The following is a 15,292-nucleotide window of genomic DNA, read 5'->3' as shown; positions in this document are numbered from 1 at the left end:
CCTTGACAGCTAATCCTGACAGCCTGCGTCTGGATTTCCGGAAGGCCCGGCTCAGCTGACGAGCCGGACCCGCACCCGCCGGTTGGCCCGGCCCTTGCTCTCCACCTTGACCACCTGGACCTTGCCGATCTGCGCGGTGGAGCCGACGTGCGTGCCGCCGTCGGCCTGCACGTCCAGCCCGACGATGTCGACGATCCGGATCTCCCGCTCGTCGGCGGGGATCAGGTTGGACTGGGTCCGGATGATGTCCGGCAGGGCCAGCGCCTCGTCCCGGGGCAGCACCTTCACCGCCACCGCCCGGTCGGCGGCGACCTCGGTGTTGACCAGCTCCTCCAGCCGGGCCTTGAAGTCGGTCGGCACCTCGGGCAGGTTGAAGTCCATCCGTGCCTCGCCCGGTTCCATGTTGCCGCCGGTGACGAGCGCGCCGAAGTCCCGGAACACCACGCCGCAGAGCACGTGCAGCCCGGAGTGGGTACGCATCAGCAGGCTGCGGCGCTGGTCCTCCACCGCGCCGGTCACCGCCGTGCCGGGCGGCGGCAGCGGGTCACCCTCGGCCGGGATCAGATAGAGGTCGTCGCCCTTGCGGGTGCCGACGATCCGGGTCTGCACCCCCTGCCAGAGCAGCACCCCGTGGTCCGGCGGCTGGCCGCCGCCACCCGGATAGAAGGCCGACCGGTCCAGCACGATCCCCTGCTCCGGGTCGGCGGAGAGCACCGTGCACTCCCACTCCCGCAGGGTCGGGTCGGCAAGGTCGAGCCGGTGCGTCCGGCCGTGCTGGGAAACGCCCATGGCTCGCCACGTTACCCCGGCCGGCCCGAACCCGGTGGTACCGAGGGCTCGACGGCATCCTCAGTTGAGGAAGCCGGAGATCCGTTCGCGCAGGTCGGCGCGGTGCGTCCAGAGCAGGCCGGGCCGGTCGTAGACGTGCAGCGTCGCCGCCGGCAGCGCCTCGGCGAGCTGCTCGGCGACCTCGACCGGATGCAGGTCGTCGCCGGCACAGCCGATCACCAGGGTACGGGCGGTGACCGCCGCCAGCGCCGAGCGCTGCCGCACGGCGACCTGACCGGCCAGGCCGGCCAGCCCGGCGGCAAGCCCGTCCCGGGTCAACTGGTCCACCCGCTGCCGCAGATAGGCCCAGCCGGCCGGGGTGTTGCGAATCGCCGGAGGCACCTCGAAGGCCACCGCCTCGGCCACCTCGGCGGCGTCGCCGCTGCGTACCGCGCCGAGCAGCTCGGTGAGCCGCCGCCGGGCCACCTCAGGGCGGGGTTCGTCGAGTACGGCCGGCAGCACGAAGACCGCCCGCTCGAACCGGGCCGGACTCTCCCAGAGGAGCCGGCAGAGCGCGCCCGCGCCGAGGCTGATCCCGAGCGCCCGGCTGGCGCCGCCCAGATCGGCGATCGCCCGCAGGTCACGGGCGAGGTCGGCGTAGCTCCAGTCGCCCTCCGGAGCCTCGGAGCGGCCGTGGCCACGGAACTGGAAGAAGATCTTGCGTCCGTTGACCGCGCTGCCCAACGGTCGGGTGGTGGAGATGCCGGTGCCGAGCCCGTGTGCGAAGACCGTGACCGGGTCACCGTCGCCGGTCACCAGCCGCTCCAGCCGTACGCCGTGCGGGGTGGCGACCAGCTCGGTCTCCGGATCGGGCAGCGCCGGCCGACCGCTGCGCGGCGCGGTCGGCCCCGGGCCGTACGTCCGTGGCCCGCCGTCGGGCGGCGGTGGCCAGCGGAAATCTCTCACCAGAAGCCTTTGCCGTCGGTCAGGTCGCGCAGTCCGACCCGGACGTCGAGCAGATAGATCAACGCCGCCGCGATACCGATCAGCGCGAAGAGGTTGAGCGGCCGGTAGAGCAGCAGGGTGAGCACCAGGCAGACCGCCAGGATGGCGACCCAGGCTCCCTTGGGGAGGGTGCCGATCGCCGGGAAGGCGTCGGAACGTTGGGTGACGCAGTGCACGAGCGCGACGCCCTGGATCACGAGGGCGAAGACGATCAGCACCAGGTTGATGATGAAGACGACGTCGTCGAAGAAGATCGGCGCGGCTGTGCCCATGGCGGAAAGCTTATGCCGGTGACCCCGGGTACGTGCCACTTGGCGCACCCACCCGAGGTCACCGGCGCTCGTCCGGTGACCGGTTGTCGGTCCTCGGCGACTACTTGTCGGCCGCCGGGCGGCTGCGCTTGGCCGCCGGACGGGTCGACTTCGCCGCCGGGCGGCGCTTCGTGACGGCCTTGGCCGGCGTGGCCTCGGCGGTCTCCTCGGCCGTACCGGCAGCCTCGGTCGCGGCGGCGACCTCCTTGACCTGCTCGACGACCTCGGGCGGGGTGCTGCTCAGCGCCGGCTGCCCGGCCGCGGTCACCGCCGGGGTCTCGGTGGCGACCATGTCCGCGTTGACGGTGTCGGCGGCCTGCACCACGCCGGAACCGACCACCCGCTCGCCCCGGGCGACGAGGTCGCCGTAGACGGCGATGGCCCGCTCCTGCGCGGCCTGGGCGCCGGCCACCACCACGGCCGCGTTGCGGATGGTCGCCTCCCGCAGCCCGTCGAGGTCCAGCTCGCGGTTGGCGGCCCGGTGCCGCAGGTTCGCCGCGCCGGAGTTGGCGTTGCGCAGCGTCAGCACGGCCTTCTCCCGCAGCTCGGCGGTGGTCGTCGCGGCCTTCTCCCGCAGCTCGGAGCGGGTGGCCTCGTCACCGAGACCGCCGACCACGGCGGGCAGCCGGCGCAACTGCTGGTATGCGAGCTCGCCGGCACCGGCCACCGCGTAGAGCGGGGCGGGGATGCGGGCGGTTCGGGGCTGGGTCATGACTGTTCCTCCTCGTCAGAGGCCGGGGTGACCGTCGGAGTCGACGGTGCGGCCTTCTTGACCGCCTTCCGGGCGGTCCTCCTGGTCGGTGCGGCCGGCGGCGTGGATTCCGCGCCGGGCCGGGCTTCGGTCGGTGGTGGTGCGGCGGCACCCGCCTCGGTCACCGCCACCGATTCGAGTACGGCGTCCGCCGGGTTCCGGTCGACGGTGGCCGGGCCCGCAGCGTCGGCGGTGCCGGACTCGGCGGCCGGAGTGGCCGCACCGGGCTCGGCGGCCGGAGTGGCGGTGCCGGACTCGGCGGGTACGTCCGTGTGTCGGAGATTCTCCCGACGGAACGTCTCGTAGATCTGGCTCAGCGACTGCTTCTGCGGCATCGTCAGGTCCGGGTCGGCCGCGATGGCGGCGAGCACGCCCTGCCCCTCGCGGTCGTCGAGGAGCCCGGCCCGGAGGTACATCGCCGGGGTGGAGACCCGCAGGGCGCTGGCCAGCTGCTGGAGCACCTCGGCGCTCGGCTTGCGCAGCCCGCGCTCGATCTGGCTCAGGTAGGGATTGCTCACCCCGGCCTGCTCGGCCAGCTGCCGCAACGAAATCTTCGCGTTGCGGCGCAGGTCACGGATGAACCCGCCGATGTCCCGCGGAAGGTCCTTCGGATTGGCCATGCCTCGACGGTAGCCCGGCAGCGCTTGCTCCTGCAAGCAGAATGCTTGCGAAAGTTAGCAATAGTTAGCGGCGTCTCAGTCGACGACGCCGGTCACCAGCGGCGCGCACCGCGCCGAGGGGTCACCAGCGGGCGCGCACCGCGCCGACCACCTCGCCACCGCCGTACAGCGGCAACTCGGCCAGCTCATCGAGGATCGGGGCCTCCACCGACAGCCGGCGCAACGCCGAGACCAGCACCGGCATCCGGCCGCGCGACGCACCGTCGTCGATCTTGGCCGCCACCGCGCCGACCCCGGGCACCGCCACCGCGAGCACCCCCTCCGCGCCGCTCTTGGCGAGCAGCCCGGGGATCGCGGCCATCAGCCGGGTGTCGTACGCCTGGTCGTCGGTGCCGGCGACCATCTCCGGGTACGCCCGCATCGCGTCCGCGACCACCCGGGCCGGCGAGCCCGGCTCCGCCGAGACCAGCCGCAGGTACGCCCGGGCGAGCCCGGTCAGCGAGACGGCGAGCAGCGGCGCACCGCAACCGTCGACCCCGACCGCCGCCGCCGGCTCGCCGGTGAACTCCTCGATCGCGACCGTGATCGCCCGCTGGAGCGGGTGCTCGGGATGCCAGTACTCCGCCATCGGCCAGCCGGCCGCCTGACAGGCGAGCAGCATCCCGACGTGCTTGCCGGAGCAGTTCATCCGGAGCCGGGACGGCCCACCGCCGGCCCGCAGCAGGGCATCCCGGGCCGACTCCGACAGCGGCAGGTCCGGCGGGCAGCGCAGCGCCGACTCGGTCAGCCCGGTACGCCGCAGCAGCGCACCGACCCGGTCGGCGTGCAGGTCCTCGCCATGGTGGCTGGCACAGGCGACGGCCAGGTCGGCACCGGACAGCGGCAGCCCGACCCGGAGCATCCCGATCGCCTGGAGCGGCTTGTTCGACGACCTCGGAAACACCGGCCCCCGGATGTCGCCCGCCTCGGCCCGCACCGAACCGGCCGCGTCCAGCACCACCACGGAACCCCGGTGCACGGACTCCACGAAGCCCGACCGGACCGCCTCCACCAGCGGTACGCCGCCGTCGTAGATCTCGCCCATGGTCGCGGACGGTACCCACCGGGCCGGCGCACCGGCCCGGCGCCCCTCAGCGCTGTGCCGCGAGTCCCAACAGCTCCCGCGCCCGCGTGGGGTTCAACGGCGGACGCTGGGCGAGCTGGGCCAGCCCGACCGCCCGGGCCACCAGTTGCATGTTGGACTCCACCGGACGCCCCCTGGCGTAGCTGGTGGTGTCCTCCATGCCGACCCGCAGGTGCCCGCCGGCCGAGACCGAGGCGAGCATCACCGGGATGGTGCTCCGGCCGATGCCGGTCGCCGAGAACGTCGTCCCCGCCGGCAGGTCCCGCAGCGCCTGGGCACAGGCGACCAGCGCCTCGGTGCTGGGCGGCATGCCACCCGGCACCCCCATCACGAAGTCGACGTGCACGTGCCCGCCGGCCGGCAGGCCGTACCGGTCGAGCAGCCGGCGCAGCGCGGCCAGGTGGCCGAGGTCGAAGATCTCGTACTCCGGCACGACGCCCCGATCCTGCATCCGGGTGTGCAGGTCGACGATGAACCCCCAGCGGTTGAGGAAGACGTCCTCGCCGAAGTTGACCGTACCCATGGTGCAGGAGGCCATCTCCGGATCGGCGTCGAGCACGGCCAGCCGGTCCGCCTCCGGATCGGTGACCGCGCCACCGGTGGAGAGCTGCACGATCAGGTCGGTGCTCTCCCGCAGCGCGGCCACGGTCTCCCGCAGCCGACCCGGATCGAGGGTGGGCCGGGCCTCGTCGTCCCGGATGTGCACGTGGATCACCGCGGCGCCGAGCGCCTCGCACTCCTTGGCGGTGACCACCAGCTCGTCGAGGGTGACCGGCAGCGCCGGCACCTCCGCCTTCGCCGACTCCGCCCCGGTCGGCGCGACCGTGATCAAGGTGCCCGTCATGCCGGGATCCTAGCCGAGGTGGCGGCCGGCTACTCCGGGTCGATCGCCGCGGCCTGCCCCTCGACCAGCAGCACCGCGTCGTCCGGCACCGACCGCTTCAACACGGCGAGCGCGACCGGGCCCAACTCGAAGTGCCGGACCGCCGTACCGACGAAGCCGACCGTACGCCCGTCGGCGGTCACCGGGGCACCGGCCGCCGGAAGCTGGTCGGTGGTCACCCCGTCGAGGTGCAGCAGCGCCAGCCGGCGCGGCGGGCGGCCCAGGTTGTGCACCCGGGCCACCGTCTCCTGCCCCCGGTAGCAGCCCTTGTCCAGGTGTACGGCCGGAGCCACCAGCCCCACCTCGGCCGGAATCGTCCGGTGGTCGGTCTCGAAGCCGACCCGGGGCAGCCGCTGCGCCACCCGCACCGCCTCGTACGCCCACAGTCCGGCGACCGGTGTCCCGGCGGCGGTCAGCGTGCCGACCACCTCCGGCATGCTCCCCCGGGGCACCAGCAGGTCGACACCGAGCCGAACCCGGCGCGCCCAGCCACCGCCCGGCAGCGCGCGTACGTCGTACACGACGGTCGGCCGGGGCGGCAGGGAGCCGGCGGCGAACTTCGGACCCGGCACCCCGAGCAGGTCCGGTTCGACCAGCCCGGTGACGCCGAGCGCGGCGACCGCCTCGGCGGCGCGCGGACCGACCAGGGAGAGCAGGGCCCAGTCGGCGGTGACGTCCCGGGGATCGACCGGGGTGAAGAAGCGCATCTTCTCCAGATAGCCCAGCAGCCCGCCGGTGTCGCCGGGCTCGGTGTCCAGCCAGGTGGTCTCGCCGTCCTCGGCGACCATGGCGTGCTGCTCGACATGCCCGTGCGGGGAGAGGACCAGCAGCTCGGTGCCCTGCCCGGCGGCGATCGAGCCGAGATGCTGGCTGGTCAGGGTGTGCAGCCAGCTCGCCCGCTCGGAGCCGGGGACGGCGATCACCCCCCGGTGCGACCGGTCGACCAGGCCGACGTCGGTGGCGAGCAGCCGCTGCTCCCGGATCGGGTCGCCGTAGTGGGCGGCCACCGGGCGTACCCCGGCCGCGGCGTGCTCCGGCTCCGGCTGGTCCCGGGTCTGCTCGTCGATCGCCTCGACGGCCACCGCACCCGCGATGTCGATCATCCTCGCCGCTCCTCGCAGTCGGTCACTCTCGCCGCTCCTCGCAGTCGCTCCGCCCGCAGACGCCGAAGAGCGCCACGTGCCCGATGTCGACCTGGAAGCCCCGCTCGGCCGCCAGCTTCTCGCAGAGCGGGCCGAAGACCTCCGGATCGACCTCGTCCACCGCCCCGCAGACCCGGCAGACCAGGTGCACGTGGGTGTCCTCACCCGCGGCGTGGTACGTCGGTGACCCGTGGGACAGGTGCGTATGGGTAACAAGCCCGAGGCGTTCGAGTAGTTCCAGGGTCCGGTAGATCGTGGTGATGTTCACTCCGGCGGCGACCTCCCGGACCGCCGAATGCACCTGCTCGGGCGTGGCGTGCCCCAGCTCCAGCACGGCTTCGAGGACCAACTGCCGCTGCGCCGTCAACCGCAGTCCGCGGGAACGCAGCATCTCCGCAAGTGACGATTCCGACACCGACAAAGCATAGTGCGCCTCGGCGAGGACCGGCTCGTCGGCGGCTACCCTCGGCGGGATGTCGAGCGAGCAGCCGGTCGTCGTCGCCGTACTGGGCCGGGGGGTGGTGCCGGCCGACGAGCCGGTGGTCCGGGCCGACGACCGGGGCGTACTCCGGGGTGACGGGCTCTTCGAGACGATGCACGTCCGGGCCGGCCGCCCCTGGCTGGTCCGGGAGCACCTGGCCCGGCTGGCCCGCTCGGCGGCGGTACTGGAGCTGCCGCTGCCCCGCGCCGACGAACTGCGCGACCTGCTCGACACCGCCTGCGCCGGCTGGCCGGCCGGGACCGAGGGGGCGCTGCGGCTGGTCTGCACCCGGGGACCGGAGGGGGGCACCGGACCGACCGTCTACGCCACCCTCTCCCGGGTGCCGGCCGCGTCCCGGCAGGCCCGGCGGGACGGCATCCGGGTGGCGACCCTGCCGCTGGGGATCGCCGCCGACGCCCGCGCCGACCGGCCGTGGCTGCTCGGCGGGCTCAAGACCACGTCGTACGGGCTGAGCGAGGCCGCCCGGCGCTGGGCCGCCGGCAACGGCGTGGACGACGTGCTCTGGACCTCGACCGACGGGTACGCCCTGGAGGGGCCGACCGCCAACCTGGTCTGGCTGACCGGCGGGGAACTCTGCACCGTGCCGGCGGAGCAGACCGGGATCCTGCCCGGCGTGACCGCCGACTGGCTGCTCCGGCAGGTCGACGACCTGGGCTGGACGCCGACCCACCGGCTGGTCACCCCCACCGAACTGCGGGCGGCCGACGGGGTCTGGTTCACCTCGTCGGTACGCGGCCTCGCCGAGGTCCGCGAACTCGACGGGGTACCGCTGGCCGCCTCGCCGCACACCGCCGCGCTGCGGGACCTGCTCGGCTTCGAGTGTTAGGAGGGGGCCCTTCTACAACAGAAAACGATAGGAAGGGGCCCTTCCTTACACCTCAGCCGCCGACCCGGATCAGCCGGGCGGAGAGGTGCGGGGAGAGCGGGTGCCCGACCGCGGCCATCTCCTGGGCGTAGAGCAGCGCCCCCTCGACGATGCCGAAGAGCCGGTGCCCGGCGGTGACCTCCTTGGCGGTCGCGCTGCGCACCACCGCGTCGGTGGCGATCTCCACCCGGGTGCCGGTGACCTTGCCGAGGTGCAGCTCCATGATCCCGGTCGGGGTGGTGAGCAGAACCTCCAGCTCGTCGGTGCCCCGGCCGTCGGCGTCGAGTACGGCCCGCCACCAGCCCACCTCGCGACCGGCGGGCCGGACCGGCCGGCTCTGCTCGTCCAGGAGCCAGGCCCGCGACTCGTAGTAGAGGAACGGCCGCCCGTCATGGGTGATCCGGATCTCCTGGGCGTAGTCGAAGTCCTCGATGCTGGGGAACCCGCCCCGGCCCCGCCCACGCCAGAGCCCGACGTACGGCAGCAGCCCGAGCAGCGCCGGGTGCAGGTCCGGCCCCTTGCGCAGGTCGTACGTCTCCTCGTACGGGTACGGGTCGACCGGCGGCGCGTTCAGCCACGGCGGCGGCTCGATCGGGTTGTCGCTCAAACCCGGCTCACTCCTCGCACTACCAACGTCCTCTCGAAATTCTCACTGCCAGGTAGACCAGGTAACCGGCGAGCGCGCCGAAGCCCGCGACCAGCAGGCTGACGAACCCAATCTCGGTAACCATGACGGGTAGATCCTATGCTGGCGGCATGGCTCGCACCCTGGTCGTCAAGGTCACCGCCGGTTCGGATTCGCCGGAGCGCTGCGCGCAGGCGTTCACCGTGGCCGCCACGGCGGTCGCCTCCGGGGTCGACGTGTCGCTCTGGCTGACCGGTGAGTCGAGCTGGTTCGCCCTGCCCGGCCGGGCCGAGGAGTTCGAGTTGCCGCACTCCGCGCCGCTGGCCGAGCTGCTGCACGTGATCCTGAGCAGCGGCCGGGTCACGGTCTGCACCCAGTGCGCCGCCCGCCGGGAGATCGGCGAGTCCGACCTGCTGCCCGGGGTACGCATCGCCGGGGCTGCGGTCTTCGTCGAGGAGGCGATGGCGGACGGCGCCCAGGCGCTGGTCTACTAGTCGCGCTACCGCTGCACCGGTCAGCGGCCAGCGGTCAGCGGTCGCAGCCACGGCTGACGGCGACCCGGATCCGGCCCTCGCCGCTCTCCACCACCACACTGACCGGGCCGCTGCGGTAGGCGTACAGCTCGGTGGTGTCGGCGACCACGACGGCGCCGGGCGGCCGGGGCAGCGCGGCGCTCGGCGGACCCGCCGGCGTTCCCCGGCCGGCGGCGTGTGCGGTCCAGGCGGTGCCCTGTCCCGGGCAGTGCGCGGCGGCCAGCGCGACCGGGGTCGGCTCGGTCGCGCCGAGCGCGCCGAGCACCTGGAGCGGGTCGGGGTCGGCCGGCGGCAGCGGCGGGACGGCCCGGTCGTCCGGGTCGCCCGAAACCGGCCGGCAGCCGGTCCGGACGGTCAATTCGACCAGTCCGGGGCCGGCCTGACCGCCTTCGACGGCCACGAACTCGCCCGCGTCGGCGCGTAGGGTGTGCCGGCTCCCGTCGGCGCTGTGCCGGACCCCGGCCCGGTACGCCGCCGGCAGCCGGTCCGCGATCCGGTCCAGCAGCGCGGGTACGTCCGCGTCCGGCGCGTGCACCAGGACCGTCGCCTCCAGCGCGGCGCCGTCCCGGACGACGGTGAGTTCGCAGTCGTCGGGTGTCCGCCCGGCGGCGATCTCGACGGCGACGTCCGGGCCGGCCGCCGCGACGAGTTCACCGAGGGCCCGGTCCAGCACGGGTTCGGCCTGCTCGATGCTGCGCTGCTCCGGCACGGTCGGCTCGTCCCGGTAGACCGAGACGACGGTGAGCACAAGCAGCAGCACACCCCAGCCCACCAGGCCGACGAGCAGCCAGCGCCGCTGCCGAGGCGGGGTGGGCGGGTCCGGCTGACCGGGCCAGGCCGGTGCCGGGGCGTCGAGGCTCACGCAGGCCATGGTGGCACGACGCCGCCGGGACGTCGGCACCGAGCCGGCAACGCGGGTCGGGTCAGTGTCCGGGAGCCAGCCGGTAGCCGACGCCGCGTACGGTCTGCACCTGCGGACCGCCCTCGACGGCGCGCAGCTTGCGGCGCAGTCGTTTCACCGCGGAGTGCAGGATGGCGGTGTCGCCGAGGTAGGCACCGCCCCAGACCGACCCGAAGAGCCGCTCGTACGTCCACACTCCGAGGGGTGCGCTGGCCAGCCGGGCCAGGAGTTCACGTTCCAGCCGGGTCAGCGCCAGTGGCTCGCCGCGCCAGGTGACCAGGTGCCCGCCCGGGTCGACGGAGAGGTCACCGAGGCTCACCGGGCCCGGTCCGGAATCCGTCGCGTTGCCGACCATCGGAAACAGCATTGCCCGCAACTCGGACAGGTCCGAACAGATCACTACGGTGCCGAAGTCGTCGAGCCGCCGGACCACCCGTTCCCGCACGGCGACGTCCGTGGACACGCACACGACCAGCGGGACTTCTCCGTTTGCCACCTCGCTCCACTCCTCCCCCGTCGGCTGCGGGCCCTAGCCAAACGGGTTTGACCGGGCGAGTCAACAGCGACGCTAACCGATATAAGGCATCCGGCTCACTCCTGACCGAGATACGCCTAGTTACTGCCTAGATACTGGCCGACATCGGGCATTGATCACCACCCCTGGCGAGCAAGAGCATTACTCCAAGCCAATGTGGGGGGCGCTGTCTGTAAGCAAACGTCGGAGCGCGCGTGCCGGCAGCCCGGACACCCGGGGCTGGGAAGTGGCTTCCGAGACCGCTCGGGAGGCCGAACAGTGGGGGAGGAACCATGCCGCACCGATCTGGACGGAGCCGGGCTGACCGGCCAAGACGCTGGCATTTGCTGGTCGGCGCGACCGCCGTGCTGCTCGGCGTCACCGCACAGCCCGCGGTCGCCACGGCGGCCGGTCCCGAAGCGGAGGTGAGCCGGGAACTGCTCGCCGAACTCGCCGCCGAGGGCACCAGCACGTTCAACGTCTACCTGCGCGAACGCGCCGAGCTCAGCGGGGCGGCCAAGCTGGCCGACGCCGACGACCGGGCCGCCGCGGTCTACCGGACGCTCACCACCACCGCCGAGCGCAGCCAGCGCGCCCTCCGCGCCGAACTGGACGAACGCGGCACGACGTACCGGTCGTACTGGATCGCGAACATGGTGCGGGTGCAGGGCGACCGCGCCCTGCTCGACGCCATCGCGGCCCGGGACGACGTGCAGAGCATCGAACCGAGTCGTACCTACGAATTGATCAAACCTGAGCCGTTCCGGGCCAGCACCGACACCGGTACCGACGCGGTCGAGTGGAACGTCGCCAACATCGAGGCGCCCCGGGTCTGGTCCGAGTTCGACACCCGGGGCGAGGACGTGGTCGTCGCCAACATCGACAGCGGCGTGCTCTTCGACCACCCGGCGCTGCGCGACTCCTACCGAGGCAACACCGGCAGCGGTTTCGACCACAACTACAACTGGTTCGACCCCGCCGAGGTCTGCGCCAACCCGGCGCCGTGCGACAACAACGGCCACGGTACGCACACCATGGGCACCATGGTCGGCGACGACGGTGCCGGCAACCAGATCGGCGTGGCGCCCGGCGCCCGGTGGATCGCCGCCAAGGGCTGCGAGACCAACAACTGCTCCGACGCCTCACTGCTCGCCGCCGGCGAGTGGGTACTCGCCCCGACCGACCTGAACGGGCAGAACCCCCGGCCAGACCTGCGCCCGGACATCGTCAACAACTCGTGGGGCGGCGGTCGCGGCGACGAGTGGTACAAGCAGATCGTCGTTTCCTGGCGGGCCGCCGGCATCTTCCCCAGCTTCTCCGCCGGCAACGACGGACCGGGCTGCAACACCACCGAGAACCCCGGCGACTACCCCCTGACCTACGCGACCGGGTCCTACGACAGCAACAACAACGTCTCCAGCTTCTCCGGCCGGGGAACGTCCAGCATCGACGGCTCGGTCAAGCCGAACATCGCCGCGCCGGGCAGCGACATCCGGTCCAGCCTCTCCAGCGGCGGCTACGGGGTGGGCAGCGGCACCTCGATGGCGGCACCGCACGTCTCCGCCACCGTCGCGCTGGTCTGGTCGGCCGCACCCGGACTGCGCGGCAACATTCCGGCCACCGAGCGGCTGCTCGACGACACCGCCACCGACGTCGACGCGCTGGGCTGCGGCGGCACCGTCGACGACAACAACACCTTCGGCGAGGGCCGGCTCAACGCGTACCAGGCGGTCCGGGGGGCACCGCGCGGCGACTCGGGCCGGGTCACCGGCACCGTCAGCAACGCCAGCACCGGGGAGCCGGTCGCCGGTGCCGAGGTACGCAGCGGCGAGTTCAACACCACCACCGACGCGGACGGCCGGTACGCCCTGGTGCTGCCGGTCGGCACCCACGAACTGACGGTCGTCGGGTACGGCTTCAACCCCGGCACCGCCACCGTGACGGTGGCCCGGGGCGACGTGCTCACCCAGAACTTCGCCCTGGCCACTGCCCGGATGGTCACCGTCGCCGGCAAGGTCACCGACGGCTCCGGACACGGCTGGCCGCTGTACGCCAAGATCGAAATCTCCGGCCGGCCCGGCGGTCCCGTCTTCACCGACCCGGTGACCGGCGCCTTCTCCTTCACCGTCCCCGGCAGCGCCACCTACCGGCTCGACACCACGGTCGTCTACCCCGGCTACCGGCCGGTCAGCACCGAGGTGGCGGTCGGTACCGGCTCGAAGACCGTCAACATCACCGCCACCGTACTGCCGGCCTGCACCGCCGCCGGCTACACGGCCGGGGTCAGCGACCCGCTGCTGACGGAGAGCTTCGACGGCACCTCGGCCCCGGCCGGCTGGTCGGTGGTGAACCGCACCGACTCCGGCGGCTGGAGCTTCGACGACCCGGCCGGCCGGACCAACCTGACCGGCGGCACCGGCAACTTCGCGATCGTCGACAGCGACGCGCTGGGCAGCGGCAACACCCAGGACACCGATCTGGTCACCCCGGCGCTGGACCTCTCGGCGACCGGCGCGCCGCTGCTGCGGTTCAACAGCGACTGGCGGGCGGTCGGGGTCAGCGACACCGCCGACGTCGACGTCTCCACCGACGGCGGTACGACCTGGACCAACGTCTGGCACCAGACGGTCAGCCGGCGCGGCCCACGGGTCGAGGAGGTTCCGCTGGACCGGGCGGCCGGGGCGGCGAACGCCCGGGTGCGGTTCCGCTTCAACGGCACCTTCGCCTGGTGGTGGCAGGTCGACGACGTCGCGCTGGTCAACCGGACCTGCACCCCGAAGCCGGGCGGCCTGGTCGCCGGCTTCACCACCGACGCCAACACCGGCGACCCGGTCAACGGTGTCACGGTGGTCAGCGGCAACCAGCCGGCCGACCGGGGCGTGTCGGCGGCGACGCCGGACGACCCGAACATCCCGGACGGCTTCTACTGGCTCTACTCCAGCCTGACCGGGGCGCAGCCGTTCACCGCCAGCCTGTCGCCGTACCGGGGACTCAGCAAGCAGGTGACGGTGGCGCCGGACGCCACCCGGCGGGCCGACTTCGCGCTCAAGGCGGCCCGGCTGACGGTCACCCCGAAGGCGCTGGAGCTGCACCAGCCGTACGGCAGCACCCGGAACGTCACCCTGACGGTCACCAACACCGGCAACGCGCCGGCCACCGTGCAGGCGCTGGAGCGGGCGGCCCGGTTCAGCCAGCTCTCGGCGAAGGGTGCCGAGCTGGTCGAGTACAGGATGAAGGGGCTGAGCAAGAGTCGCACCGGAACCGCGTACGGGCCCGGCACCGGGACGGCGGCCGCGGCACCGCTGGTCGACGAGGCGTGGACCCGGGTGGCGAACCTCCCGGCGTCGGTCTACGACAACTCGGCGGTGACCCTGGACGGCAAGGTCTATTCGATCGGTGGCGGTGCCGACACCGGCACCGAGCGCAAGAGCTGGGTCTACGACCCGGCGACCAACGTCTGGACGGCGCTGCCGGACCTGCCGACCGCGCGGTCGAAGCCGGCGGTCGCCGCGCTGAACGGCCGGATCTACGCCATCGGCGGCTGGGGCGACGGTGACGCCCCGGTGGAGACGGTCGACATGTTCAACCCGGCGACCGGGACCTGGAGCACCCTGCCCGGGGTCTCCAACCCGGCGCCCCGGGCGGCGGCGGCGTTCGCGACCAGTGGCGGCAAGCTCTACGTCATCGGCGGCTGCGGCGACAACGAGTGCTCGGTCGACACCGCGGACGTGACGGTCTTCGACCCGCTGACCGGCAAGTTCGACACCGCCGCCGACTATCCGCAGGGCTCCTCCTGGATGTCCTGCGGCGGCATCGGCGGCCGGGTCTACTGCGCCGGTGGCGTCGGCGCGGTCGAGTTCAAGAACGGCTACGTCTACGACCCGGCGACCGACGCCTGGTCCCCGCTGCCCGACATGCCGCTCGACCTCTGGGGCTCGCAGTACGCGGCGGCCGGCGGCATGCTGGTGCTGGCCGGCGGCGCCACCGCCGCCTCGACCACGCTGACGAACCGGACGATCGGCTACGACCCGGTGGCCGGCGCCTGGGTGAACCTGCCGAACGCGCAGTTCGCCCGCTACCGGGGCGCTGGCGTATGCGGGGCGTACAAGGTCGGTGGTTCGCCGAGTTCGTTCGTCGGGTCGGCCGAGACCGAGCGGCTCGGCGGGCTGGAGGCGTGTCTGGAGGACGGCGGGGCGTCCTGGCTGAGCAGTACGCCGGCCAGCTTCACCGTGGCCGCCGGTGCGTCCCGGACCATCACGGTCAGCCTGACCGCCACCGCGGCGGCCGGGGTCGCGCAGCCCGGCACCTACACCGCCGAACTCGGCCTGGTCACCGACAGCCCCTATCCGGTACCGGTGGTCGGGGTGGAGATGAACGTCTCCCCGCCCGGCAGCTGGGGCAAGATCCAGGGCACGGTGATCGGCCGGACCTGTGGCGGCGCCGAGGTGCCGTTGGCGGCGACGGTCCGGGCCAACCTGGTCGGCGATCCGGCCACCGGCTACACCCTGTCGGCGAGCAACCGGGGCGGCTACTCCTGGTGGCTGGCGCGCGGCCGGTACGACGTCATCGTCGCCAAGGACGGCTGGGTGCCGCAGGTGCGGCGACAGCAGATCCAGGCCAGCCTGGTCAGCACGCTCGATTTCACCCTGGAGCCGGTGAACCCGTGTCCGGCCCGGCTGGGCGGGATCTGACCGGCGGCTCGGCCGGAGTGCTGATCCGGCGGTGACTGTCGAGCGGCGGGGGGCCCCC

At 73.1% G+C, this 15,292-nt stretch carries 16 protein-coding genes; 3 read left to right on the top strand and 13 right to left on the bottom strand.

All coding sequences use genetic code 11. The annotated features are described in order from the left end of the window. Positions 1-51: 51 nt before the first annotated feature. The 9 genes from V1634_RS31195 to V1634_RS31155 form a co-directional block, all read right to left on the bottom strand. Positions 52-789, bottom strand: coding sequence for an alanyl-tRNA editing protein (locus V1634_RS31195; RefSeq protein WP_331211299.1), 738 nt, complete (start codon positions 787-789; stop codon positions 52-54). Between the two features lie 60 nt (positions 790-849). Beyond that, a complete protein-coding gene (locus tag V1634_RS31190) occupies positions 850-1,734 on the bottom strand; it encodes an alpha/beta fold hydrolase (protein ID WP_331211298.1) in 885 nt (294 codons plus the stop codon). Further along, a complete protein-coding gene (locus tag V1634_RS31185) occupies positions 1,731-2,045 on the bottom strand; it encodes a DUF2516 family protein (protein ID WP_331211297.1) in 315 nt (104 codons plus the stop codon). Before V1634_RS31185 ends, V1634_RS31190 begins: the two co-directional genes overlap by 4 nt. 100 nt (positions 2,046-2,145) lie before the next feature. Next, the gene (locus tag V1634_RS31180) at positions 2,146-2,796 is read right to left on the bottom strand and encodes a hypothetical protein (protein ID WP_331211296.1); all 651 of its coding nucleotides are present in this window, start codon (positions 2,794-2,796) and stop codon (positions 2,146-2,148) included. Then, entirely contained in the window at positions 2,793-3,455 is a 663-nt protein-coding gene (locus tag V1634_RS31175) for a helix-turn-helix domain-containing protein (protein ID WP_331211295.1), read from the bottom strand. The genes V1634_RS31180 and V1634_RS31175 overlap by 4 nt, the downstream gene beginning before the upstream one ends. Positions 3,456-3,576: 121 nt before the next feature. Then, entirely contained in the window at positions 3,577-4,539 is a 963-nt protein-coding gene (locus V1634_RS31170) for an asparaginase (protein ID WP_331211294.1), read from the bottom strand. A gap of 46 nt (positions 4,540-4,585) precedes the next feature. Then, the gene (locus V1634_RS31165) at positions 4,586-5,422 is read right to left on the bottom strand and encodes a BKACE family enzyme (RefSeq protein ID WP_331211293.1); all 837 of its coding nucleotides are present in this window, start codon (positions 5,420-5,422) and stop codon (positions 4,586-4,588) included. Positions 5,423-5,451: 29 nt separating this feature from the next. Further along, positions 5,452-6,564 carry a CAF17-like 4Fe-4S cluster assembly/insertion protein YgfZ gene (ygfZ, locus tag V1634_RS31160; protein WP_331211292.1) on the bottom strand — a complete coding sequence of 371 codons (1,113 nt, stop codon included), beginning with the start codon at positions 6,562-6,564 and terminating at the stop codon, positions 5,452-5,454. Positions 6,565-6,586: 22 nt separating this feature from the next. Further along, positions 6,587-7,018, bottom strand: coding sequence for a Fur family transcriptional regulator (locus V1634_RS31155; protein ID WP_331211291.1), 432 nt, complete (start codon positions 7,016-7,018; stop codon positions 6,587-6,589). A 58-nt stretch (positions 7,019-7,076) separates the two neighbouring features. Between V1634_RS31155 and V1634_RS31150 the strand changes: the two genes are divergently transcribed. After that, positions 7,077-7,931 (top strand): aminotransferase class IV, encoded by an 855-nt coding sequence (locus V1634_RS31150; protein WP_331211290.1) that lies wholly within the window; start codon positions 7,077-7,079, stop codon positions 7,929-7,931. A gap of 52 nt (positions 7,932-7,983) precedes the next feature. Here the strand turns inward: V1634_RS31150 and V1634_RS31145 are convergent, their stop codons facing one another. Together V1634_RS31145 and mtfM are read right to left on the bottom strand one after the other, a co-directional pair. Next, positions 7,984-8,577: an FABP family protein gene (locus V1634_RS31145; protein ID WP_331211289.1), complete on the bottom strand. Its 594-nt coding sequence runs from the start codon at positions 8,575-8,577 to the stop codon at positions 7,984-7,986. A 19-nt stretch (positions 8,578-8,596) separates the two neighbouring features. Continuing rightward, positions 8,597-8,701: a small membrane protein MtfM gene (gene mtfM / locus V1634_RS31140; RefSeq protein WP_278065698.1), complete on the bottom strand. Its 105-nt coding sequence runs from the start codon at positions 8,699-8,701 to the stop codon at positions 8,597-8,599. A gap of 25 nt (positions 8,702-8,726) precedes the next feature. Here mtfM and V1634_RS31135 point away from each other — a divergent pair, with 25 nt between their 5' ends. Continuing rightward, the gene (locus tag V1634_RS31135) at positions 8,727-9,089 is read left to right on the top strand and encodes a DsrE family protein (RefSeq protein ID WP_101369368.1); all 363 of its coding nucleotides are present in this window, start codon (positions 8,727-8,729) and stop codon (positions 9,087-9,089) included. Between the two features lie 34 nt (positions 9,090-9,123). On the opposite strand, the gene V1634_RS31130 is transcribed toward V1634_RS31135, so the two are convergent. Both V1634_RS31130 and V1634_RS31125 read right to left on the bottom strand, forming a co-directional pair. After that, positions 9,124-9,990 (bottom strand): hypothetical protein, encoded by an 867-nt coding sequence (locus V1634_RS31130; RefSeq protein ID WP_331211288.1) that lies wholly within the window; start codon positions 9,988-9,990, stop codon positions 9,124-9,126. A 61-nt stretch (positions 9,991-10,051) separates the two neighbouring features. Then, positions 10,052-10,525, bottom strand: coding sequence for a winged helix-turn-helix domain-containing protein (locus V1634_RS31125; protein WP_331211287.1), 474 nt, complete (start codon positions 10,523-10,525; stop codon positions 10,052-10,054). A gap of 311 nt (positions 10,526-10,836) precedes the next feature. On the opposite strand from V1634_RS31125, the gene V1634_RS31120 reads away from it, so the two are divergent. Continuing rightward, entirely contained in the window at positions 10,837-15,234 is a 4,398-nt protein-coding gene (locus tag V1634_RS31120) for a S8 family serine peptidase (RefSeq protein WP_407951881.1), read from the top strand. Positions 15,235-15,292 lie beyond the last annotated feature (58 nt).

The sequence above is a fragment of the Plantactinospora veratri genome, from assembly GCF_036421995.1.
Taxonomy (GTDB): Bacteria; Actinomycetota; Actinomycetes; order Mycobacteriales; family Micromonosporaceae; genus Plantactinospora; species Plantactinospora veratri.
The sequence above is the reverse complement of the archived record's forward strand: the minus strand, read 5'-3'. Positions and strand labels throughout refer to the sequence as shown.